Source organism: Kineococcus anabasis, assembly GCF_054590795.1.
This window is the reverse complement of record NZ_BAAIHU010000001.1, coordinates 71,355-94,641: the sequence shown is the minus strand read 5'-3', so window position 1 is coordinate 94,641 and position 23,287 is coordinate 71,355. Positions and strand designations below refer to the sequence as shown.

The 23,287-nt window shown below is 76.9% G+C and carries 15 protein-coding genes, 1 tRNA gene and 1 pseudogene; 6 read left to right on the top strand and 11 right to left on the bottom strand.

Annotation, left to right across the window (positions count from 1 at the left end):
- Positions 1-4 precede the first annotated feature (4 nt).
- A complete protein-coding gene (locus ACYQBY_RS00390) occupies positions 5-799 on the bottom strand; it encodes a TrmH family RNA methyltransferase (protein ID WP_459642422.1) in 795 nt (264 codons plus the stop codon).
- A gap of 93 nt (positions 800-892) precedes the next feature.
- Between ACYQBY_RS00390 and ACYQBY_RS00385 the strand changes: the two genes are divergently transcribed.
- Positions 893-2,116, top strand: a complete 1,224-nt coding sequence (locus ACYQBY_RS00385) for an MFS transporter (protein WP_459641832.1) — start codon at positions 893-895, stop codon at positions 2,114-2,116.
- Between the two features lie 177 nt (positions 2,117-2,293).
- Here ACYQBY_RS00385 and ACYQBY_RS00380 read toward each other — a convergent pair whose 3' ends face one another.
- Entirely contained in the window at positions 2,294-3,226 is a 933-nt protein-coding gene (locus tag ACYQBY_RS00380; RefSeq protein WP_459641831.1) for an AraC family transcriptional regulator, read from the bottom strand.
- An 80-nt stretch (positions 3,227-3,306) separates the two neighbouring features.
- Here ACYQBY_RS00380 and ACYQBY_RS00375 point away from each other — a divergent pair, with 80 nt between their 5' ends.
- Positions 3,307-4,206, top strand: a complete 900-nt coding sequence (locus tag ACYQBY_RS00375) for a Rossmann-fold NAD(P)-binding domain-containing protein (RefSeq protein WP_459641830.1) — start codon at positions 3,307-3,309, stop codon at positions 4,204-4,206.
- A gap of 264 nt (positions 4,207-4,470) precedes the next feature.
- Here ACYQBY_RS00375 and ACYQBY_RS00370 read toward each other — a convergent pair whose 3' ends face one another.
- From ACYQBY_RS00370 to ACYQBY_RS00355, 4 genes are all read right to left on the bottom strand, one after another.
- On the bottom strand, positions 4,471-6,135 hold the full coding sequence (locus ACYQBY_RS00370; protein ID WP_459641829.1) for a putative bifunctional diguanylate cyclase/phosphodiesterase: 1,665 nt from the start codon (positions 6,133-6,135) through the stop codon (positions 4,471-4,473).
- 26 nt (positions 6,136-6,161) lie between these two features.
- Positions 6,162-8,078, bottom strand: a complete 1,917-nt coding sequence (gene selB, locus ACYQBY_RS00365) for a selenocysteine-specific translation elongation factor (protein ID WP_459641828.1) — start codon at positions 8,076-8,078, stop codon at positions 6,162-6,164.
- Positions 8,079-8,081: 3 nt separating this feature from the next.
- The gene (gene selA, locus ACYQBY_RS00360) at positions 8,082-9,530 is read right to left on the bottom strand and encodes an L-seryl-tRNA(Sec) selenium transferase (RefSeq protein ID WP_459641827.1); all 1,449 of its coding nucleotides are present in this window, start codon (positions 9,528-9,530) and stop codon (positions 8,082-8,084) included.
- A gap of 128 nt (positions 9,531-9,658) precedes the next feature.
- Positions 9,659-9,751: transfer RNA gene (locus ACYQBY_RS00355), tRNA-Sec, on the bottom strand.
- 149 nt (positions 9,752-9,900) lie between these two features.
- Between ACYQBY_RS00355 and selD the strand changes: the two genes are divergently transcribed.
- The 3 genes from selD (at position 9,901) to ACYQBY_RS00340 (ending at position 13,993) form a co-directional block, all read left to right on the top strand.
- Positions 9,901-10,923 carry a selenide, water dikinase SelD gene (selD, locus tag ACYQBY_RS00350; RefSeq protein WP_459641826.1) on the top strand — a complete coding sequence of 341 codons (1,023 nt, stop codon included), beginning with the start codon at positions 9,901-9,903 and terminating at the stop codon, positions 10,921-10,923.
- 104 nt (positions 10,924-11,027) lie between these two features.
- Positions 11,028-13,304, top strand: a complete 2,277-nt coding sequence (locus ACYQBY_RS00345; protein ID WP_459641825.1) for an ATP-binding SpoIIE family protein phosphatase — start codon at positions 11,028-11,030, stop codon at positions 13,302-13,304.
- A 20-nt stretch (positions 13,305-13,324) separates the two neighbouring features.
- Positions 13,325-13,993 (top strand): histidine phosphatase family protein, encoded by a 669-nt coding sequence (locus tag ACYQBY_RS00340; RefSeq protein ID WP_459641824.1) that lies wholly within the window; start codon positions 13,325-13,327, stop codon positions 13,991-13,993.
- Here the strand turns inward: ACYQBY_RS00340 and ACYQBY_RS00335 are convergent.
- Positions 13,905-15,152, bottom strand: coding sequence for an ATP-grasp domain-containing protein (locus ACYQBY_RS00335; RefSeq protein ID WP_459641823.1), 1,248 nt, complete (start codon positions 15,150-15,152; stop codon positions 13,905-13,907). The two genes, ACYQBY_RS00340 and ACYQBY_RS00335, sit on opposite strands and share 89 nt — an antisense overlap.
- A gap of 231 nt (positions 15,153-15,383) precedes the next feature.
- Between ACYQBY_RS00335 and ACYQBY_RS00330 the strand changes: the two genes are divergently transcribed.
- Positions 15,384-16,229, top strand: coding sequence for a hypothetical protein (locus ACYQBY_RS00330; protein ID WP_459641822.1), 846 nt, complete (start codon positions 15,384-15,386; stop codon positions 16,227-16,229).
- Between the two features lie 235 nt (positions 16,230-16,464).
- Here the strand turns inward: ACYQBY_RS00330 and ACYQBY_RS00325 are convergent, their stop codons facing one another.
- The 4 genes and pseudogenes from ACYQBY_RS00325 to fdh form a co-directional block, all read right to left on the bottom strand.
- Positions 16,465-17,370 (bottom strand): formate/nitrite transporter family protein, encoded by a 906-nt coding sequence (locus ACYQBY_RS00325; RefSeq protein ID WP_459641821.1) that lies wholly within the window; start codon positions 17,368-17,370, stop codon positions 16,465-16,467.
- Positions 17,371-17,422: 52 nt separating this feature from the next.
- Positions 17,423-18,583: an NrfD/PsrC family molybdoenzyme membrane anchor subunit gene (gene nrfD / locus ACYQBY_RS00320; protein ID WP_459641820.1), complete on the bottom strand. Its 1,161-nt coding sequence runs from the start codon at positions 18,581-18,583 to the stop codon at positions 17,423-17,425.
- A complete protein-coding gene (locus ACYQBY_RS00315) occupies positions 18,580-19,788 on the bottom strand; it encodes a 4Fe-4S dicluster domain-containing protein (protein WP_459641819.1) in 1,209 nt (402 codons plus the stop codon). The genes nrfD and ACYQBY_RS00315 overlap by 4 nt, the downstream gene beginning before the upstream one ends.
- Positions 19,789-19,959: 171 nt before the next feature.
- Positions 19,960-23,193 (bottom strand): annotated as a pseudogene (gene fdh, locus ACYQBY_RS00310) (formate dehydrogenase); the annotation flags it as partial.
- Positions 23,194-23,287: the final 94 nt, after the last annotated feature.

Here is a 23,287-nt window from a genome sequence, read left to right as displayed (position 1 = left end):
CTCCTCAGCCCTGCAACGCCCACATCGCCACCGCACCGGCGGCGGCCACGTTGAGGCTGTCCACCCCGGCCGCCATCGGGATGCGCACCACCACGTCGGCCGCCGCCACCGCCCGCCGGCTCAGGCCGTCGCCCTCGGTGCCGAGCAGCAGCGCCACCTTCCCCGGCGCGCGGAACTCCCCCAGCGGCACCGCGTCCTCCGTCAGCGCCAGGGCCACGACCGCGAACCCCGCCCCGCGCAGCACGTCGAGGTCCCCCGGCCAGGACACCGCCCGCGCCCACGGCAGGGACAGCACCGTGCCCATGCTCACCCGCACGCTGCGCCGGTACAGCGGGTCCGCGCAGCGCGGGCTGACCAGCACGCCGTCGGCGCCCAGCGCCGCGGCCGAGCGGAACACCGCGCCCACGTTCGTGTGGTCCACGACGTCCTCCAGCACCACGAGGCGCCGCGCCCCCGGCAGCAGGTCCGCCGCGCCGAGCGGAGCGGGCCGGTGCATCGAGGCCAGCGCCCCGCGGTGCAGGTCCACGCCCGTCAGCCGCTCGAACGCCTCCACCGGGGCCACGAACACCGGCACCGCCGGATCCAGCGCGGCCAGCGCCGCGGCGAGGTCCACGGCGCGCTGCTCGCTCAGCAGGAACGAGCGCGGCCGGTGCCCCGCGGCCAAGGCGCGGCGGATCACCTCCACGCCCTCGGCGAGGAACAGCCCCTCCGCCGGCTCCCGGACTGCGCGCAGCTGCACGTCCTTCAGCGACAGGTAGTCCCGCAGCAGCGGGCGCACGTCCTCCGGCAGCGCCCGCAGGGAACGGTCGGCGGGGTCGAGCCCGGCGAGCTCGGGCAGGAGCAGCAGCACCCCGGAACGCTAGCGCGCCACCGGGGGCGCCAGGATGCGGCCGTGAACAGGAGCGAGCAGCGGACCACCGCGTCACCGTGGCGGCTGGTGGTGGGTTTCGGCGTCGTCAGCCTCGCCGCGGACATGGTCTACGAGGGCGCGCGCTCGGTGTACGGGCCGCTGCTCGCCTCCCTCGGCGCCTCCGCGCTGCTCGTCGGCCTGGTCACCGGCGCCGGGGAGGCCGCGGCCCTGCTGGTCCGGCTGGTCTCCGGTCCGCTGGCCGACCGCAGCCGGCGCTACTGGTCGCTGACGATCACCGGGTACGCGCTGACGGCGGTGTGCGTACCGCTGCTGGCGCTCACCCCGCTGCTGGGCGCCGCGGGCCTCGCGGTCGCCGCGGCCCTCATCCTCGCCGAGCGCCTCGGCAAGGCGGTGCGCAGCCCCGCGAAGTCCGCGCTGCTCGCCGACGCCGCCGCGAAGGTCGGGATAGGCCGCGGGATGGGCGTGCACAAGGCCCTCGACCAGATCGGGGCGTTCGCCGGCCCGCTGCTCGTGGCGGCGGTGGTCGCCGCCTCCGCCGGGGCGCTCCCGCCCGCGCTGGCGCTGCTGGCCGTCCCGGGGGCGCTGTCGCTGGTCCTCCTCGGGGTGCTGCGCGCGCGGGTGCCCGGGAACCCGGCGTCCCCCGCGGCCGCGGGCGGGCCGGTCCCGCAGCCCACGCGGAAACCCGTCGCCGGGGCCGGGGGCCTGCCCGCGCGGTTCTGGCGTCTCGCGGCCGGCTGCGCCCTGTGCACCGCAGGGCTCGTGACGTTCGGGCTGCTGGGTTTCCACCTCGTCGACGCCGAACTCCTCCCCACGGCCGGGGTTCCGCTGCTGTACGCCGGGGCGATGGCCGCGGCCGCGGTCTCGGCGCTCGGTACCGGTGCCGTCTACGACCGGCTGGGCGCGCGGGTGCTGCTGCTGCTGCCGCTGCTGGTGGCGGCGGTCCCGCCGCTGGCGCTGGGTCCGGGGCTGACCGCGGCGGTCGCCGGGGTGCTGCTGTGGGGCGCCGCCGGTGGGGTGCAGGACTCCACCGTGAAGGCGCTCGTGGCGGACCTCGTGCCGCGCGAGCGCCGCGCCACCGCGTACGGCTGGTTCGCCGGGGTGCAGGGAGCCGGCGCCCTCGTCGGCGGTGTCGCGCTGGGTGCGCTGTACGAGGTGTCGCTGCCGGCGCTGGTCGCCGTCGTCGCCGCGGCCCAGGTCCTCGCGCTGGTCCTGCTGGTTCCGGTGGTGCGCCGGGCGCCGGCCTGAGCGGGGGTTGCGGCGGGGACGGGGCGGGCACCGGGTGGGGACGTTGTGCACCGACACACCCGGCGCGTCGCAGCCGAACGTCCCCGCCAGGTCCGGGCGGGCACCGGGTGGGGACGTTGTGCACCGACACACCCGACGCGCCGCAGCCGAACGTCCCCGCCGCGGCCGACCAGGCCCTCAGGCGCCGACGCGGGCGCGGTGTTCCGTCGGGGTGAGGCCCCGCACCCGCCGGAAGGCGCTGGAGAGGGCGAACCCGCTGCCGTAGCCGACGCGGCGCGCCACCGAGTCCACCGTGCTGCCGTCCTCCAGCAGCAGGTCCGCGGCCAGCGCCAGGCGCCAGTCGGTGAGGAACGCCATCGGCGCCTGCCCCACCACGTCGCTGAACCGGCGGGCCAGCGCCGCCCGGGACACGCCCACCTCCGCGGCCAGACCCGCGATCGTCCAGGGCCGGGCGGGGTCCTGCTGCAGCAACCGCACGGCCGGGCCCACGACGGCGTCGGCGTGCGCGGCGTACCAGCCCGGCGCGCGGCCGGGCTCGGCGAACCAGGCGCGCAGCACCTGCACCAGCAGCACGTCCAGCAGCCGGTCGAGCACAGCGGCCTGACCGGGCTGGTCGTGCCGCACCTCCTCGGCGAGCAGTTCCAGGAACGCGCGGCACGTCTCGCTGCCGCCGACGGTCAGCCGGTCGGGCAGCGCCCGCAGGACCCGGCGGCCGATCTCCCCGTCGAGCTGGTAGGTACCGGTGAGCAGCACGGTGGCGCCCTCGCCGCTGTTCCCCCAGGTGCGCGGGGCGAGCACGGACATCGGGTTCTCCCGGCCGTCGGCGCCCCGGCACACCTGCCCCGGGTCGACGACCACCTGCGGGGTGGTGCCGGGCGGGTCGGCGAGGGTGTAGGGCTCCGGCCCCCGCAGCACCGCGGTGTCCCCCGTACCGAGGAGCACCGGCGGCCCGTCCCCGGCGTGCAACCACGCCCGGCCCCGCACCACGGCCACCACCGTCAGCGGGGCGCGGTCCTGCACGCGCAGCGCCCACGGCGGGTCGAACTGCGAGCGCAGCACGAACGCACCGCGGGCACGAGGGCCGTCGAGCAACCCCGTCAGGCCGTCCACGGCGGCAGCGTAGACGCTCGCGCACAGGATCGGGAGTTCCGGCCATGGATCGTCCGGCCCGGGGAGGGTTGCATCGGACCATGACCACCACGAGCAACTCCCCCACGACCGCCGGCGCCTCCGCGGACCCGGCGAGCCCCGGCCTCGTCGCCGTCGTCGGCGGCGCCGGCAAGACCGGACGGCGGGTCCTGCAGAGCCTGCGCGCGCACGGCGTCGCGGCCCGCACCGCCTCCCGCAGCGGTGAGGTCCGCTTCGACTGGGACGACCCCGCGAGCTGGCCCGCCGCCCTGCAGGGCGCCGGGGCCGCGTACGTCGCGTACTCCCCCGACCTCACCGTCCCCGGTGCGGCCGAGCGCGTCGCCGCCCTCGCGGCGCTCGCCCAGCGGTCCGGCCTGACCCGCTTCGTGTTGCTGTCGGGCCGCGGCGAGGACGGCGCCCGCGTGGCCGAGGACGCGGTGCTGGCCGAGTTCCCCACCGCCACCGTGGTGCGCGCCGCGTGGTTCGCCCAGAACTTCTCCGAGGAGTTCCTGCTGCCCGGTGTGCTCTCCGGGCTGGTGGAACTGCCCGTCGGTGCGGTCCCCGAGCCCTTCGTCGATGTGCGCGACATCGCGGACGTCGCCGTGGCGGCGCTGACCGACCCGGACCCGGCGCGCGGGATCCACGCCGGCCGGGTGCACGAGGTGACCGGCCCGGAGTCGCTGACGTTCGCCGAGGCCGTCGCGGTCATCGCCTCCACCACCGGCCGGGACGTGCGGTTCCGGACCGTCCCGGCGGCGGGGTACGGGGCGACCCTGCGGGAGGTGGGCGTCCCCGCAGAAGCGGTGGACCTCCTGCTGTACCTGTTCTCCGAGGTTCTCGACGGGCGCGGCTCCGAGCCCACCGGTGACGTGGAACGGGTTCTCGGGCGCCCGGCCCGGCGGTTCGCGGACTACGTGCGGGAGACCGCCGCGAGCGGGGTGTGGAACGCGGGCGGACGCTGATCCGGCACGGGCCGCGGGGACGTCCGGGCGCGGGGACGTCCGGGCGGGGACGTCCGGGCGGGGACGTCCGGGCGCGGGGACGTCCGGGCGCGACACGCCCGGCGTGGCGCGACGGAACGTCCCCGCCCAGGGGGCTGCGTTCGTGCGCGGGGACGTTCGGCCGGGCGACACCGGCGTGTCGCGCGCACAACGTCCCCGCCCCCGGAGCACCCGCCCCTGGAGCACCTGACCCCGGAGCACCACCCGCCCCGGGTGGGGGTGGCGTTACACCCGGGCGCGGCCGGCAGGCTCGCCCTCCGGGACGGCGATGACGGCCGCGGCGGGGGTGCGCAGGTCCACGACCCGCGGCGGCGTCTCGGGGTAGCCGAGGAGGAAACCCTGGGCGCCGTCGCAGTCGAGCCGGCGCAGCGCCTCCAGCTGCGCGGGCAGTTCCACGCCCTCGGCGATGACACCGATCCCGAGGGTCCGGGCCATCCCGATGATGCTGGAGAACAGCCGGTCGGCCTGCTGCCGCCTGCCCAGGTGCGCGGTGAACTGCCGGTCCACCTTGATGTGGTCGATGGGCAGCATCTGCAGGTGCGCCGGGGAGGAGCGGCCGCTGCCGAAGTCGTCGACGGCGATCCGCACGCCCATGGTGCGCAGCGCGTGCAGGGTGCTGATGTTGGAGTCGGCGTCCTGGGCGAGGAGGTCCTCGGTGACCTCCAGGCACAGCGCCTCGGAGGCGCGGCCGCGCGGCAGGGAGGACTCCACGACGTCGATGAGGTTCTGCTGCACGAGCTGGCGGCGGGAGACGTTGACCGAGACGTACAGGTCGAAGTCGTCGTCCCCGACCTCGTACCACTCCCCGAGCTGCCGGCACGCCTCGCGCAGCGCCCAGTTGCCGATGTCCACGATGAGCCCGGTGCGCTCGGCGACGGGCACGAAGTCGGCGGGCTCCAGCAGTCCGCGCACGGGGTGCTGCCAGCGCAGCAGCGCCTCCAGGCCGGTGATGCGGTTGGCGTGCAGGTCGAGGATCGGCTGGTAGTGCAGCCGCAGCTCGCCGCGCTCCACGGCGCCGGCGAGGTCGTCCTCCACCGCCCGCTTGGCGAGGGCCTGGGCGTGCATGCCCTCGTCGAACAGCTCGAACCGGGCCTTGCCGCGTTCCTTGGCCCGGTACAGGGCGGCGTCGGCGCGGCGCAGCAGGCCCGCGGTGTCGGCGTCCTCGGTGGCCAGGGCGATGCCCACGCTGGGGGTCATGCGCAGGCTGCGCCCGGCCAGCTCGAAGGGTCTCTCGGCGATGGAGGCGATGATGCGCTCGGCGATGCGGGTGGCGACCACGACGTCGCCGACGTCCTCGCAGAGCACCGCGAACTCGTCGCCGCCGAAGCGGGCCACGGTGTCCTCGGGCCGCACCGCGGCGGTGATGCGCCGGCCGACCTCGACGAGCATGGCGTCGCCCACGAGGTGGCCGTAGACGTCGTTGACGGCCTTGAAGCCGTCGAGGTCCATGTAGAGGACGGCCGTGCCCCGCTCGGCGCGGCGGGCGAGGGCGTGCTCGAGGCGGTCGGTGAAGAGCTGCCGGTTGCCGAGGTCGGTGAGGGGGTCGTGCAGGGCCTGCCTGCGGGCGGCGTCGAGGCTGACCTGACGGTCGAAGCCCTGCTTGTCGACGCGCTCGGCGGTCTGGCGGGCGACGAGCGCGAGGAGCAGGGCGCTGACGACGCCGCCGACGAGGGCGGCCACGAGGCCGCCGGCGCGGTTCCCCGGGGGCAGGGCCGACTGGAGGATGGCGTAGACGCCCACGACGAGCAGCGGCGAGCCGAGCGCCCAGGGCACCATCATCGTGCGGACCTCGTCGCCCGCCCCGTCGCGCTGGGCCCAGGGCCGGAACCAGGGCCTCCCGGCGCGCTGGCGCTCCCGCGGGGCCTGTCTGGCGCCGGTCGTGCCGTCCATGTCGTGACCCACTCCTCGAGCCCCTCTCAGCCTGGGGCGACCTCACAGCCACCACGTTGAGTAGAGCCATCGTCACCTGCCGTTGATCGCGTGTCCACCGATACACGCCGTGCCTCGGCCACACGGGGGACATCGCCCGGAACCGCTTGCTGCGGCGGCACCACCCGGCGGGCGTCGCCCTCCCGCACCGTCAGCCCCGCCCGGTCCAGCCTCTCCAGCAGCGGCACCACCACCCGCCGGCTGGACCCCAGGGCGCCGCGGGCCTCGGACACGGTGAACGGCTGCGCCAGCCGCGCCAGCTCCCGCGCCGCCGCCCGCTCCACCCCCGCGGCCAGCACCACCCCCGCCTCCAGGCGCAGCAGCAGCCCCAGCCGCTCCGCCGCCGCGAGCTCCCTCGGCCCCAGCCCGAGCTCCACCAGCCGCTCCGCCGGTGGAGCACTGAACGGCGCGCCCGCGAGGTCGGCCCGCAGCCGCTCCACCGCCGCCGCCACCTCCGGCGGCAACCCCGCCGGGCCCACCGGCCCTGCCGGGACGACCCGGCCCCCCGACACCTCCAGCCGCCCGCCCGAGCCGGCGACGAGGGCGTCGACGAGGGAGCGCTCCGGCAGCTCCAGGCGCCGGCGCAGCACCTCCAGCGGCGGGCCGGCCTCCAGCGGGTGCGCCACCGTGAACGCCGCCACCTCCTCCGCCAGCCGCCGCGCCAGCTCCCGGCGGGCGGCCGGGTCCACGAGCCAGTCCCCCGCCAGCGGGGCGGCCGTGACCGGCACGCCCATCGCGCGCAGCTCCGCCGCCGCCACCACCCGGCGCCGCGCCAGCTCCGAGGTCTCGTCCGGGCGCCCGTCCAGCCCCGCCAGCACCCGCGCCCGCTGCGCGGCAGCCCCCCGGCGGGCCAGCGCGGGCGGGCGCACGTCCAGCACGGTCACCCCGCCGCAGACCCGGTGCGCGCCGGGGTCGCGCAGCAGCGCCCGGTCCCCCACCCGCAGGGGCAGGGGCTCCTCGGCGCGCAGCCGCACCGTCGTGCCCGCCGCGTCACGCCCCAGCACCCGCACCCGCACCGGCACCGCCGCGGAGCCGAGGTGCAGCACCGCCCGGGCGGGCACCTGTGCGGGGTCCTCCCCGCGTGCGGGCGTCACCCGCGCGTCGAGCAGGTCCACCGCCAGGTGCGTGCCCGGGGTCAGCAGCGCCTCCCCGCGCCGCACGTCCTGCCGGTCCAGCCCGCGCAGGTTCAGCGCCACCCGCGCCACCCCGCGGGCCGACCCCGCCGCCCGGCCCAGGCACTGCAGCCCCCGCACCCGCACCCGCGCACCGTCCGGGCCGAGCGCCAGCTCGTCGCCCACCCGCACCGTCCCGGCGGGCAGGGTGCCCGTGACGACGGTGCCGCTGCCGCGCACCGTGAAGCTGCGGTCCACCCACAGCCGCACGGGCGCCGCCGGGTCGGGCGCCGGCAGGGCCGCCAGCAGCCGCCCCAGCTCCTCGCGCAGCCGCGGCAGGCCCTCGCCGCTCACGGCGCTCACCGCGACCGCGCCGCAGCCCTCCAGCGTGCTGCCCGCCAGCTCGGCGCGCGCCTCCTCCAGCGCCAGCTCCGGGTCCTCCAGGTCGCTGCGGGTGACGACGAGCAGGCCCGAGCGCACCCCGAGGGCGTCCAGGGCCGCCAGGTGCTCCGCCGTCTGCGGCATCCACCCGGAGTCGGCGGCCACCACCAGCAGCGCCACCGGCACCGGACCCACCCCGGCCAGCATGGTCGGCACGAACCGCTCGTGACCGGGCACGTCCACGAACGCCACCTGCCCCGCCGGCGGCAGCTCCGTCCACGCGTACCCGAGCTCGATGGTCAGGCCGCGGCGGCGCTCCTCGGCCAGGCGGTCCGGCTCCATGCCGGTCAGGGCCCGCACGAGGGTGGACTTGCCGTGGTCGACGTGCCCGGCGGTGGCGACGACGTGCACGGCTCAGCCCTGCGCCGGGCGCAGCAGGCCGTCGGGCTCCGCCGGGCGCAGCAGGCCCTCGTGCTCCGCCGGGCGCAGCGGGCCGTCGGGCTCCGCCGGGCGCAGCAGGCCCTCGTGCTCCGCCGCGCGCAGCACCGCCGCCGCCACGTCGCCGTCCCGCGTCTCCTCGAGGCAGCGCAGGTCCAGCAGCAGCGCCCCGCGCTCCACGCGGCCCACCACCGGGACGGTCCCCGTCCGCAGCGGCGCCGCCAGCCGCTCCGGCAGCGACACCGCCCACGAGGCGAGCTCGACGCCGGGCGCCCCGCCACCGCCGACGACCGCCGCGTGCGGCACCACCTGCGCGGGCAGCCCCGCCGCGGCGAGAGCGGCCGCGAGCCGGTCGCAGCGCTCCCGCAGGGCGCCCGGGTCGGCGTGCAGGGCCAGCGCCGTGGGGGTGGCCGGGCCCCGCAGGGTCGCCTCCAGCGCCGCGAGCGTCAGCTTGTCCACCCGCAGCGCCCGCGCCAGGGGGTGCCGGCGCAGCCGCTCCACGAGCTCCGCCTCCCCCAGCAGCAGCCCCGCCTGCGGCCCGCCGAGCAGCTTGTCGCCGCTGGCCGTCACCAGCGAGGCGCCCTGCCGCAGGGTGGTGGCGGCGTCGGGCTCGGCGGGCAGCAGCGCGTCCGGCGCCAGCAGGCCCGAGCCGATGTCCGCGACCAGCGGCACCCCGGCCTGCCGGCACGCGGCGGACAGCTCCGCGACCTCCACGGCGGAGGTGAACCCCGTGACGAGGAAGTTCGAGGGGTGCACCTTGAGGACCATGCCGGTGTCCGGGCCGAGCACGCCGGTGTAGTCGCGCAGGGCGGTGCGGTTGGTGGTGCCGACCTCCCGCAGCCGCGCGCCGGTGGAGACCAGCAGGTCGGGCAGGCGGAAGCCGTCGCCGATCTCGACCATCTCCCCGCGGGAGACGACGACCTCGCGGCCCGCGGCCAGCGCCGTGGCGGCCAGCACGAGCGCCGCGGCGCCGTTGTTGACGACGTGCACCCCGCCTGCGCCGGGCACCGCGGCGGCCAGCGCCTCCAGCGCGCCGCGGCCCCGGCGCGCCCGCCGGCCCGTGGCGAGGTCCAGCTCCACGTCGGTGGCGCCCGCGGCGGTGCGCAGCGCCCCGACCGCCGCCGGGGACAGCACGGCCCGGCCGAGGTTGGTGTGCAGGACGACGCCGGTGGCGTTGAGCACCTCCCGGGGCCCGCCGGGCAGGGCGCGCAGGACGGCCGCGACGAGGTCGCCGGGGTCCAGCCGGCCGGTGCGGACCTCCTGCTGGGCCCGCTGGACCACGTCCTTCACCGCGGCGCGCCCGAGCCCGCCGAGCGCCCCGGCGAGGCGGGGGTCGGCCAGGACGGTGTCGGTGCGGGGCACGGCACGGCGCGGGTCGCCGCCCCCGGGGGCGGCGGGGTGCGGCTGGCGCGCGCGGGCACTCACGCGGGCACTGTAGGCGGGCGGTGGCGGCCGGGCCCGGTGGTGCCGGGCCCGCGGAGACCTGTGCGCGGGAACCGGTGCGGGAGAACCGGTGCGGGAGAACCGGTGCGCGAGGACCGGTCGGCGCGGAGCGGAGGCGGACGGGAATCGAACCCGCCTGGCCGGGATACCCGGCCACGTCGGTGTTGAAGACCGCGGGGGCCACCAGGCACCCTGACGCCTCCGGGACGCACCGCACCGGCACCACGGGGGTGCCGGTGCGAGCATGCCACGCACCGCCCGGCCCCACCCTCCGGCTTCTGCCCGCCCCCGCCCGGGCCCGCCGCCCGACCCTGGCGCGCGGGTTCGCCCGCGGGGTGCTTGGCTGCGCGGCGTGACGACGCACGCAGCGGCCCCCGTCCGCCTCACCCAGTTCGCCGCGGGCGGCGGCTGCGCCTGCAAGATCCCGCCCGGTGAGCTGGAGGACGTCGTCGCGGGCCTCACCGGCGCGCTGCCGCCGGGCGGCGCACCCGGGGAACTGCTCGTCGGCCTGGACACCGGCGACGACGCCGCCGTCGTGCGGCTCTCGGCGGACGGGCGCACCGCCGTCGTCGCCACCGCCGACTTCTTCCCCCCCGTCGTGGACGACCCCTACGACGCCGGCCGCATCGCCGCCGCCAACGCCCTGTCCGACGTCTACGCCATGGGCGGGCGCCCCCTGGTGGCGGTGAACCTGCTGACCTGGCCGCGCGCCGTGCTGCCCTTCGAGCTGGCGCGGGAGGTGCTGCGCGGCGGGCTGGACGTGGCGCGGGCGGCGGGCTGCCACGTCGGCGGCGGGCACAGCGTCGACGGGCCCGAACCGCTGTACGGCATGGCCGTCACCGGCGTCGCGGACCCGGAGCGGCTGCTGCGCAACGACACCGGCCGCGCGGGGCTGCCGCTGACGCTGACGAAGCCGCTGGGGATCGGGGTGCTCAACAACCGGCACAAGGCCACCGGTGAGGTGTTCCCCCAGGCGGTGGCGGCGATGACGACGCTCAACGCGCAGGCCTCGGCGGCGGCCCTGGCCGCGGGCGCGGTCTGCGCCACCGACGTCACCGGGTTCGGCCTGCTGGGGCACCTGCACAAGCTGGCCCGCGCCAGCGGGGTGACGGCGGTGGTGGACGCGGCGGCCGTGCCGTACCTGGAGGGCGCCCGCGAGGCGCTGCGCGCGGGGTTCGTGCCGGGCGGCTCGCGGCGCAACCTCGACTGGGTCCGCCCGCACGCCGACCTGTCCGCGGTCGCGGAGGAGGAGGCGCTGCTGCTGGCGGACGCGCAGACCTCCGGCGGCCTGCTCGTGGTGGGCGAGGTGCCCGGCCACCCCGTCGTCGGGGAGCTGGTGCCCGCCCGGGCCGGGGTCACGGTCGTGGTGCGCTGAGCGCGGGGTCCCCGCTCGCGCCGCGGGCCGCGTGCCAGACTGGGCGCGCCGACGGGCCCGGTGCGGGGCCGTCGCGGCTGCCGAGCGAGGGCCCGAGGAGCACCGTGGCGCGACCTGCCCGACCCGTGGACCACTCCGCGGTCTTCGCCGCCATCCCCACGCCGTACATGGTCATGGACCGCGACCTGGTGATCGTGGACGCCAACGCCGCCTACCTCGCCACGACCGGCCGGACGCTGGAGGAGATCGTCGGGCGGCCGGTGTTCGAGGTCTTCCCCGGCAACCCCAGCGAGGCGGAACCCGACGGCGGCGTGGCGAAGGTGCGGGCCTCCTTCGAGCGGGCCCGGGACACCTGCCGGCCCGACACGATGCCGGTGCACAAGTACGACATCGTCGACGCCGCGACGGGCGCGTACACCGAGCGGTTCTGGAGCCTCATCAGCGTGCCCGTCCTCGACGCGGACGGCCGCACCGCCCTCGTCGTGCAGCGCGCGGAGGACATCACCGACTACGTCCGCGAGCGCGACCGGGCGCAGCAGGCCCGCGCCGACGACGCGGTGTGGCGCCGGCGCATCGAGGAGGTCGAGGCGGACCTGTTCGCCCGCGGTGAGGAGCTGCGCGCCGCCCTCGCCGCCGAGGCCGCCACCGCCCGTCGGCTGCAGGGCCTGGCGGAGCTGGCGCTGCAGCTCAGCGACGCCGAGACCGTGCGGGACCTCACCACCGCCCTCGTGCAGCGGGCGCAGGCGGCGCTCGGCTGTTTCGGCGGCGCCCTGGGGGTGGCCGACGAGCGCGCCGGCACCGTGCGCGCCACCGTGGCGGGCGCCCTCGGCCCGCGCACCGAGCCGCTCTTCGGCAGCCTCCCGCTGCACGGGCCGCTGCCGCTGTCCGTGGCCAGCGCCACCGGCCGGCGCGTGCTGCTGGGCAACCTCTCCGAGGCGCTGGCGTGGGCGCCGGAGATGGCGCTGGTCGCGGAGGCCAGCGGCGCGCAGGCCTGGGCGGCGCTGCCGCTGACCGTCGGGGAACGCCGCCTCGGCGGGGTGGTGCTGCACTGGCGGACCCCGCGCGTGTTCCCCGCGGAGGACGTGGAGATCCTCGAGGCGTTCGCCGCGCAGTGCGCCCAGGCCCTGGAACGGCTGCGGGGCAGGCAGGCCGAGCGGGAGGCGGTCGCCGCCTCACAGCGGCTGTCGGAGACGCTGCAGCGCAGCCTGCTCACCGAGCCGCCCGAGCTGGAGCACCTGCAGATCGAGGTGCGCTACCAGCCCGCGGCGCAGGAGGCGCAGGTCGGCGGGGACTGGTACGACGCGTTCGTCGTGCCGGGCGGGGACGTGGTGGTCGTCGTCGGCGACGTGGCCGGGCACGACCGGGACGCCGCCGCGGCGATGGCGCAGGTGCGCAACGTGCTGCGCGGCGTGGCGCACGCGGTGCCGCAGTCCCCCGCCCACGTGCTCAGCGCCCTGGACCGGGCCATGGCGGACCTGGGCGTGGAGGCGCTGGCGACGGCGGTGCTGGCGAAGCTGGAGCAGCCGCGCACCGGGCCCGCCGGGGGCGCGCGCTGGGGCACCCGGGTGCTGCGCTGGTCCACCGCCGGGCACCCGCCGGCCCTGCTGCTGCTGCCCGGCGGCGGCTCGGAACTGCTCGACGGCGGCCCGGACCTGCTGCTGGGCCTGGACCCGCACACCGAGCGCACCGAGCACGAGCGGGTCCTGGCGCCCGGCACGACCGTGCTGCTCTACACCGACGGGCTGGTGGAACGCCGCGGCACGGACCTCACCGAGGGCATCGGCTGGTTGCGGCACACCGCGTCCCGGCTGGCGCACCTGCCGCTGCCGGAGTTCTGCGAGGCGCTGCTGTCGGAGCTGCCCGGGGAGGTGGAGGACGACATCGCGCTGCTGGCCCTGCGCACCCGCCACCCCGCGGCGCCGGAGCCGCAGGCGCCGCCCGCCGCGCCGCCGCGGCCCCTGTTCGCCGCCGTGACGCCGGAGAACAGCACGCTGCTCGTGCTGGAGCCGGCCCTCACGGCGGTGCGCGCCGCGCGGGCGCACGTCCGCAACCGCTGCCACGCCGCGGGCGTGGACGAGGACACCGTCGACAACGCGGTGCTGCTGGTGTCGGAGACGGTGACGAACGCCCTCATCCACGGCCGCAGCGAGGCGCGCCTGCTGGTGGTGGCGACACCCGCGCTGGTGCACGTGGAGGTGGGCGACGACAACGCGCGGCACCCGGTGCGCGCGGAGCGCAACGACGCCGCGCTGGACGGCCGCGGCCTGGACATCCTGGAGATGCTCGCCAGCGCGTGGGGGGTCCGGGACGACGCGGCGGGCAAGGTGGTCTGGTTCGAGGTGACCCCGCAGGGCGGGGCGGACGGGGAGGTGGCGCCGTGAGCGCGGGAGAAGGTGGCGCGGTGGCTGACGGCGCGGTGGCGGGTACGACGTTCCTCCTGGCCCGGCACGGGGCCACCGCGCACACCGCGGAGCTGCGGCTGTCCGGGTGCACGGGCGCGAACCCGCCGCTGTCACCCGTGGGGCAGGCGCAGGCGGACCGGCTGGCGGCGGCCCTGGCGCGGGTCGGCGGGGTGGACGTCCTGGCGTGCAGCCCCGTGCGGCGCGCGCGGCAGACCGCCGAGACGCTCGCCGCAGCCCTGGGGCTGCCCCTGGCCGTGGAGGAGGACCTGCGCGAGATCGACTTCGGGGACTGGGAGGGGCTGACGCCCGCCGAGGTCGATCGCGGCTGGCCGGGGGTGCAGGCCGCGTGGCGCCGGCAGAGCGCCGAACCGGCCCCGGGCGGGGAGTCCGTGGACGAGGTGGCCGCGCGGGTCGCCGCGGTGCGCCGGCGGCTGGTGCGGGCGCACCCCGGCGCGACGGTGCTGCTCGTCAGCCACATGTACCCGGTGAAGCTGACCGTCACCGACGCGCTCGGGGTGCCGCCGGTCGTGATGCACCGGATGCACGTGGAGCCGACGGGGGTCAGCGAGGTGCGGGCGCTCAGCCCGGACGACCCGCGCGGGCCGTGGCTGGTGGTGCGGCACAACGACTCCGCGCACCTGCGGGAGATCGGTCCCCTGCCCGGCTGAGGACCACCCGGCCCAGCGCGGCCCGCAGCGGGGAGCGCTCCAGCGCGGCGCGCAGCGGCTCGACGCCCCGGGCCAGCGCCGGGCCGGGGTCGCGCAGGGCCGCGACGCTGTGCCGCGCGCCCACCGCGTACGCCAGGGTGCCGCCGAGGTCCGGCAGCAGGCCCCCGTCGCGCTCGGTGACGGCGCGGCGCAGGTCGGCGCTGCCCCACTGGTAGCGCACCCCCGGCCGGGCGCGCACGGGCGCGGGCCGGCGCCCGACGGCGAGGTCGGCCCACACCGCGGGCAGGTTCGCTCCGGCCGCCACGGCCAGGGACAGCGAGCCGTAGAAGCGGCCGTTGAGGTCGATGAGGCGGCGGGTGCCGTCGGCGTCCTCGACGTACTGCAGCTCCGCGAGGCCGAACCAGCCGAGGGAGGCCAGCAGCGCACCGGCCCGGGCCGCGAGGTCCTCGTCGACGTCGGTGGTCTCCGCGCGGCTGCTGGCCCCCGCGCCCGGCGGCCAGATGCGCCCCGCGCGCTGCATGCACTCGGCGACCACCCCGTCGGGGCCGCGCACCGCGGAGTACGCCACGAGGGTGCCCGGGTGCAGCACCTGCACCTCCGCCTCCCCGCCGAGGGCGGCGATCTCCGCCGCGCGCCGGGCGATGGCGGTGCGGCCGGTGACGACGAGGGTGTCGATGCGCGGCGGTGAGCCGGCGACGTCGGGGCGGGCGTGGCGGTGGGCCTTGACGATGCAGGCGGTGCGCTCGTCGGGGACCTCCTCCACGGTGAGCACGTCGGGCACGGCGATGCCGGCGGCGGTGGCGGCGCGGGAGAGCTCCGCCTTGTCCATCGCGCGCAGCACCCCGGCGTGCTCCCCGTGCGGGACGACGGCGCCGACGGCGTCCCGGGCCGCGGACAGCGCCAGGACCTCCGCCTCCCCCGCGCCGAAGACGACGTCGTAGCCCCCGGAGCGCACGGTGTCCGCCACCGACTCCACGAACGCCTGCGGGGAGTCCTGCAGGGACGCGACACGGTGGCGGGCGGCGCAGTCCCGCGAGGACGACGCCGTGCCGCGTGCCCGCGGAGAGGCCACCCCCACGGTCCAGCCGCCCGCGGCCAGCGCCCGCACCGCGGCCAGCGCCCCACGGCTCCAGCCCTGCTCGACGATCAACGCGCGCACCCGCGCCCCTCCCTGTCCCGGCGGCCCGGACGGCGTGCCCGGCCGGTGCCGCGGGTCAGCATGTCGGCGCCGCACCGGGCACGCGATCCGGCGGGCCTGCAGCCGTGCCCGGACGGTGTCCCGCAGCGGGTCCGGGCGGGGCCCGACCGGGTGCACGGCCGGCGGCACGGCGCGCGCGGCGCGCCGGTGTGGGACACCCTGGGCCGGTACGCACCCGAGGGAGGGACCGTCATGGGACTGCTCGACCGGCTGCTGGGCCGCAGGCACGAGTCGCACCACGTGCCGCCGCCGCCCCCACCCCCGCCCGCGTGGGCCGCGCAGGGCCGCCCACCGGCGTCGAAGGACGAGTCGGCCGTCGCCCGCTACCGCTACCTGCTGCGCACCGCGCCGCCGGAGCAGCTGGAGCGCGCCCACGAGGAGGCGTTCGCGGCGCTGACGCCAGAGCAGCGGCGGCAGGTGCTGCAGCAGCTCGCCACGGAGGTCCCGCGGGAGGAGCTGCGCGGCGACGACGCGCACTCCCTCGCGCGGACGGCGACCCGCGCGGAGATCCGCCGGCCCGGCACGCTGGAGCGGCTCCTCGGCTCCGGTGGCGGGCACGGGCCGGGGCACGGCGGCTACGGGCCCGGGCCCGGCTACGGCGGTGGGTACGGCCCCGGTCACGGCGGCGGCTACGGGCCGGGCCACGGCGGGTACGCCTACGGTGGCCCGGGCCTCGGCGTCGGCGGGATGGGGATGGGCGGGATGCTCGCGGGCAGCCTGCTCTCCAGCGTCGCGGGAGCCTTCATCGGTACCGCCATCGCCGACGCGCTGATCCCCGACGACTTCGGCAACGACCACTGGGGTGACGACTCCGCCGCCGGGCAGGAGGCGTCCGAGGAGGCGTACCAGGAGGGGTATCAGGAGGGCTACCAGGACGGCGACGTCGCCGACGCCGGGTACGACACCCAGGACCCCGGCTACGACGGCGGCGGCGACTACGCCGGCGGGGACTTCGGCGGGGGGGACTTCGGCGGGGGGGACTTCGGCGGCGGGGACTTCGGCGGCGGGGACTTCGGCGGGGACGACCTGCAGGCCTGAAGCCCCTCTCGCCTGCCCGCCCTTCTCCGGGTTCGGGCGCACCCGCGCATGCTCGGACGCGCCCGAACCCGGAGATGGGCGCGCACGAACGCACCCCGGCCCGCCGAGATCCGGAGAAGGGCGGGCACAGGCCCACCCCGGCCCGCCGAGATCCGGAGAAGCGCGCGCACAGGCCCAGCCCGAGGCGCCCGAACCCGGGGATGGGCGGGTGCCGGGCCACCGGGAGGCGCGGGGCTCAGCGGCCGGTCTGCGCCCCCGTGGTCCCGCCGCCGGTGGTCCCGCCGCCCGTGGTCCCGCTCGCGTCGGAGCCGGCCGCCGGGTGGTCGGCGGCGGGGGCACCGCGCAGGTACAGGAACCAGTAACCACCGCCCACGAACAGCGCGCCGCCGACGAGGTTGCCCAGCCCGGCGAACAGCCAGTTCAGCAGGATGCGGTCCCAGGTGACGCCCGGGACCCCGGCCCAGTTCGCGGCGGGCAGGAAGAACATGTTCGCGACGACGTGGTCGAACCCCAGGGCCACGAACGCCATGATGGGGAAGAAGATCGCCAGGATCTTCCCCGCGATGTCGTCGGCGGCCATGGCGATCCACACCGCCAGGCACACGAGCCAGTTGCAGCCCAGCGCCCGCAGGAAGACCTCCAGGTGGGTCTCGCGCACCGCCTTGCCGGTGGCGATGGTGGCCAGGCGCTCGTACGCCGCGGCACCGCTGGTGCCCTCGGCCGCCCCGACGTGGCCGATGACGCCGGTGGCGATGGCCAGGACGTAGGCGACGAACAGCGCGCCGAGCAGGTTCGCGAACAGCACGACGACGAGGTTCCGGGCCAGGCGGCCCACCCCGACGCGGCGGTTCAGCGCGGCGAGGGAGACCAGGCCCATGTTGCCCGTGACGAGCTCGCCCCCGGCGATGATGACGAGGATCAGACCGGTGCTGAACACGGCACCGTTGAAGAACGTGATGAGCCCGCCCCACACCTGCGGGTCCATCCCGGCGGTCACGTCCACGGCGACGAGCCCGCCGAGGGCGATGTAGGCGCCGGCGAGGAAGCCGCCGACGAGCATGTTCGGCACGGGCATCCGCGCCTTCTTCTCCCCGGCCGCGGAGGCGGCGACGGCGATCTGGTCGGGCGTCCTGTACGGCACGGAGCCTCCCGGTGTCCGGCTGTCCCGTGGCCGGCGCGGCGCCGGTCCGGTCTCAGGTGTCGCTGCGGGCGGGCCGGCCCTGCGCGAGGCGCTCGCGCTGCGGCACGACCACGTACTTGGGGTCCTCGGTGGAGTGCACGCCCGCCTCGAACACGGCCAGGCGGGTCAGCAGGGAACCGGCCATCAGCGCGGTCCCCGAGATGGCGCAGGCCACGCGGGAGCGGCGCCCGAGCCAGGCTCCGGCGACCCCCGCGACGGTGAGCGCCCGCGCGGTGCGCAGGAGGCGGCCGGGGCGGCCCTGCCGGTACGGCTCGCTGAGCAGGCCGTGGTCGTGCTCGACGCGGTGCGCCGCGGTGAGCTCCAGGCAGGCCCCGATGAGGGCCGCGCGGCGGGCGGGACCCACCTCGGCGGTGCGGCCGAGCACGAGCCCGGCGCCGGCACCGGCCGCGAGGGCGCTGCCCGCGAACACGAACGGCAGCTCGCGGTGGACCTCGTGCCAGGACGGCACCGCGGTGTCGGCGAACAGCACGGCGGTGTACGTGGCCAGCAGGGGCGCCACGACGGCGGCCCCGGCGCCGGCCGCGGAGGCCGCGGGCGGGGCGAGCCGGCGGACCAGGCCGAGGACGCCCCGCTCGGGCAGCAGGGGCGCGGCCTCCAGGACGGCGGCGGCCCCGGCGAGCGGGCCGAAGGCGGTGAGGATCCAGGTGCCCACCGACATCGGCGAGGTGGGTTTCGCCACCCGGAGCATGTTGTAGAACCGCTCGGGGCGGCCGAGGTCGATGATGAGGAAGTACGCGCTGGCCCCCAGGGCGCCGAGCGACGTCAGCCGCAACCCGCGGCGCACGGAGACCTCCCCGCGGGCGTCGGCCACCGCGGCGAGCATCGACGAGCTCGCCGCGAGGCCGCCGGTGAAGAGGTAGTAGGCGATGTCGTGCGTCCAGATCGGCGGTTTGAGGATGGCCCGGCCGTAGTAGGAGCGGAACTCCGCGTCGGGCACCACGGCGTTGACGTCACCGCGCCCACGCCGCCTGGAGCGTCCGCCACGTGCGCCGTCCCGGCGTCCCATGCCCGCCTCCCACATGCGGGCCGCCTGCCCGCCGAGGGGGTCGGGGCTGGTGGGGACGCCGCCCGCGGGCTCGCCGCCGGGTTCCTGCGCCACGGCACCCGCCGGGCCGTCCGGGCGGGTGGCGCTGTTCGGGCCCTCGCCGCTCACCGGCGCCCCACCGCCGAGACCAGCACGCCGAGGGCCATCGCGCCGGCCGCCACGGCCATCGTCCGGTACATCGCCGGCAGGTCGCGCGTGGTGACGACCGGGTCCGGGGGCAGGCCGTACACCTCCGGCTCGTCGAGGAGCAGGAAGAACGCCCCGTCGCCGCCGACGCCGTCGTGCGGGTCCTCCCCGTACAGCCGCGCCTCGGTGACCCCGACGTCGTGCAGCTGCTGCCGGCGGCGCTCGGCGCGCTCGCGCAGCTCGTCGAGGTCGCCGAACTGGATGGACTGCGTGGGGCACGCCTTGGCGCACGCGGGGGTCTCGTCCGCCTTGAGCCGGTCGTAGCACAGGGTGCACTTCCAGGCCCGGCCGTCGCCCTCGCGGCGGTCGATGACGCCGTAGGGGCAGGCCGAGACGCAGTAACCGCAGCCGTTGCAGATGTCCTGCTGGACGACGACGGTGCCGAACTCGGTGCGGAACAGGGAGCCGGTGGGGCACACGTCGAGGCAGGCGGCGTGCGTGCAGTGCTTGCAGACGTTGGACATCATCAGCCAGCGCACGTCCGAGCGGCCCTCTCGGTCGGGGATCGCCCCGGGGGCGTGCGTGCCGGGCATGCCGAGCAGCTTCGGGCCGGCCCCGGCCCCCGCGGCGGCGCTGGTCGCGGCGCTCCCCCGCGAACCGCAGCCCCCGCCGCCCGAACCGCAGCCGCAACCGCCCGAGACGGCCTCCGCGGCCTCGGCGACCGGCTGGGAGCGCCCACCCGCGTCGGGCTCGGCCTTGGGGGCACTCCCCCGCGAGCGGGAGGGACCCCCACCCGCTCGCGGGGGAACGTCGCTGCCGAGGCGCGCGGCCTCCGCGAGGGCGTCGACGCCCTCCGCCGCGACCGCCGCGGCGTACCCGGTGCCGGTGGGCCCCGTCGGCAGCTCCGCGAACGGCGCGGACTTGTTCCCGATAGGCCGCGACTGCTCGATGAAGGCCACCGCCCGCCAGGAGTCCGCGCCCAGGCCGCCGGTGTTGTCGTACGACATCCCCAGCAGGTCGATGCCGTCCTCCGGCACCGCGTTCCACTCCTTGCAGGCCACCTCGCACGCCTTGCACCCGATGCAGACGGAGGTGTCGGTGAAGAACCCCTTGCGCGGTGGGGCGTCCTCGTAGCCGGCGTCGGCGGCGGGGTCCACCGGCCCGTACAGGCTGTTGGCCGAGACCATCTAGCGCTCCTCTCCCCCGGAGCCGGCGTGCCGGCCGCTCTCGTGCCGCACCGACGTGAACTCCTCGAGCCGCTCGCCGTCCTGCCCGCTGGCGATGCCGGTCTCACCGGCCGTCGCCTGCTCGGCGCGGCTGTCGCCGTGCGGGTGGAGGAACGCCTCCGTGGTCGCCACCGTCCCCGTCGTCAGCGTGACGTGCCCCTGGCGCCGGTAGGTGTCCACGAGGTCCAGCGCGGCCCGGCCACGGGGCCGCCGGCCCGGGCGCACGTCGCAGGTGCCGGCCTTGAACTCCTGGATGTGCACGTTCGGGTCCAGCGTCAGGTGCGCGAGGTCGTTGACGACGTCACCGGTGGTCAGGCCGCCGGAACCCCAGTGGTAGGGCAGCCAGATCTGGTGGACCACCCGCCCGGAGATGCGCAGCGGCGCGAGGCGGTCGGTGACCATCACGCGGGCCTCGATGACGGCGCGCGCGGTGATGACCTGCGCCCAGCCCATGTGCTCCAGGCCCCGCTCGGCGGCCAGCTCCGGGGAGACCTCCACGATGAGCGCCGGCTGCAGCTCCGCCAGGTAGGGCAGGTAGCGGCTCATGGCGCCCGCGGTGTGGTGCTCCGTCATCCGCGACGTCGTCCACACGTACGGGAACACCTCCGAGCCCGCCTCGGGCGGGGAGGGGTGCATCTCGTTGAGCGGGTGCGTGTAGATCTGCCGGGCGGGGTTCTGCTGCTGGCCGTAGAGGCCGTTGCGGAACGGCGACTCCCCCGGCTCGTAGTGCGCGGGCAGCGGGCCGTCGATCACGCCCTTGGGCGCGTAGAGCCACGCCTTGCCGTCGGCCTGCATGATGAACGGGTCGTCCCCGGCCAGGGCGTCCGGGCCGCTGGCACCCGGCTCGGGGCGGAAGGACGGCGGTTTGGTGACCTGGAAGTCGGGCACGTCGTCGCCCACCCAGCGCCCCTGCGCCTCGTCCCACCACACCAGCGCCTTGCGCTCGCTCCACGGCCTGCCCTCGGGGTCGGCCGAGGCGCGGTTGTAGAGGACGCGGCGGTTCATCGGCCAGGCCCAGCCCCACTCGGGGGCGTGCAGGCCCTGCTCGCGGCCGGGCTTGCGGCGCGCGGACTGGTTGACGCCGTCGGCGAAGACGCCGGCGTAGATCCAGCAGCCGCCCGAGGTGGTGCCGTCGGCGCGCATCGCGGTGAACCCCGGCAGCAGCTCCCCCGTCGTCAGGTCGTAGCCGTTGATCTCGCGGAGCACGGTTTCGGCGTCGGGGTCGGCGGTCTCCCCGTGCACCGGGTAGTCCCAGGTGAGGTCCAGCAGGGGCCGGTCGCGCGGATCGGTGGAGCCGGCCAGGCGCTCCCGCATCCTGCGGCCGAGGTGGTAGAAGAACCACAGCTCGGAGCGGCAGTCGCCGCGGGGCTCCACGGCCTTCTCGCGCCACTGCAGCAGCCGCTGCGTCTGGGTGAAGGTGCCCTCCTTCTCCGTGTGGGAGGCGGCGGGCAGGAAGAAGACCTCGGTGCGGCACTCCTCGGGCACGATCTCGCCCGTCTCGACCTCGGGGGCGTCCTTCCAGAAGGTGGCGCTCTCGATCATCATGAGGTCGCGCACGACGAGCCAGTCGAGGTTGGCCAGGCCCAGGCGCTGGGCGCGGCCGTTGGCGGAGCCCACGGCGGGGTTCTGGCCCAGCAGGAAGTACCCGAAGATCTTCCCGCCCTCGATCATGTCGAGGACCTGGCCGTAGGTGCCGTGGTCGCCGTCGATGCGCGGCAGCAGGTCGAAGCCGTAGTCGTTCTCCGCGGTGGCGGCATCGCCGAAGTAGGCCTTGAGCAGGCTGACGGTGTAGGCGTCGGCGTTGGCCCAGAAGCCCTTCTGCCCCGCGCCCTTGATCTCGTCGACGTACTGCCGCAGCGAGTCGTGCTTCTGCGCGTGCGGCATCGGCAGGTAGCCGGGCAGCAGGTTGTACAGGGTGGGGATGTCCGTGGAGCCCTGGATGCTGGCGTGCCCGCGCAGGGCCATGATCCCGCCGCCCGGGCGGCCCATGTTGCCCAGCAGCAGCTGCAGGATCGCGCCGGTGCGGATGTACTGCACACCCGTGCCGCGCTGGGTCCACCCGACGCTGTAGACGAGGCAGGTGGTGCGCTCCCGGCCGGAGTTGGCGGTCCAGGCGTCGGCGATCTCGTCGAAGAGGTCGCGCGGCACGCCGCACAGCTCCTCGACCATCTCGGGGGTGTACCGGGCGAAGTGGCGCTTGAGGATCTGGAAGACGCAGCGCGGGTGCTGCAGCGTGGGGTCCCTGCGGACCTCGTGGTGGTCGAGGGCGGCGCCGCCGGCCCCGAGCTGCTGACCGGTCTCGCTCTCGCGGGCGAGGTCGGTCTCCTCGTCGTCGTCACCGGAGCCCTCGTGGCCCTCGTACTGCCAGGAGGTGGTGTCGTAGGAGCGGGTGTCCTCGTCGAAGCCGGAGAACAGCCCGTCGAGGTCCTCGGTGTCGCGGAAGTCCGCCGAGACGATCCAGGACGCGTTGGTGTACGCCTCGACGTACTCGCGGAACTCCAGGCCCTGCGTCAGGACGCGGTTGATGACCGCGCCGAGCAGCACGATGTCGGTGCCCGAGCGGATCGGCACGTACGCGTCCGCGAGCGCGCTGGTGCGCGTGAAGCGGGGGTCGATGTGGATGACCTTGGCCCCGCGCGCCTTCGCCTCCATCACCCACTGGAACCCGACCGGGTGGCACTCGGCCATGTTCGAGCCCTGGATGACGATGCAGTCGGCGTTCTGCAGGTCCTGGAGGTCACCGGTGGCGCCGCCGCGACCGAACGAGGCTCCCAGACCGGGAACCGTGGCGGAGTGTCAAATGCGGGCCTGGTTCTCCACCTGGATCGCGCCCATGGCGGTGAACAGCTTCTTGATGAGGTAGTTCTCCTCGTTGTCCAGCGTCGCCCCGCCGAGGCTGGCGATGCCGCGGGTGCGCCGCAGGTAGCGGCCCTCGGCGTCCTTGTCCTCCCAGCCGCGCCGGCGGGCCTCGAGCACCCGGTCGACGATCATGTCCATCGCCGTGTCGAGCTCGAGGTCCTCCCACTCCGTGGCGTAGGGGCGGCGGTAGCGCACGGTGGTGACGCGCTGGTCGCCGTTGACGAGCTGCTCGCTGGCCGAGCCCTTGGGGCACAGCCTGCCGCGGGAGATCGGGGAGTCGGGGTCGCCCTCGATCTGCACGACCTTCTCGTCCTTGACGAACACCCGCTGCCCGCAGCCGACGGCGCAGTAGGGGCAGACGGAGCGGGCGACGCGGTCGGCGCTCACCGTGCGGGGGGTGAGGTCCTTCGAGCGGCCCGACTGCGCCGCGGCGCCGCGGCCGAGCGGGTCGGAACCCGTGAGCTGCCGGTACACCGGCCAGCCCTCGATCCAGGTGCGCACACCCATGAGGAGCCTCCCGCCGTCGCCGCGCCCCGGGTCGGGCACCGTCGCCGCGCGCACAGTCTCCACCACGGCGCGCGATCGCGCAGCCCGGCGCGCC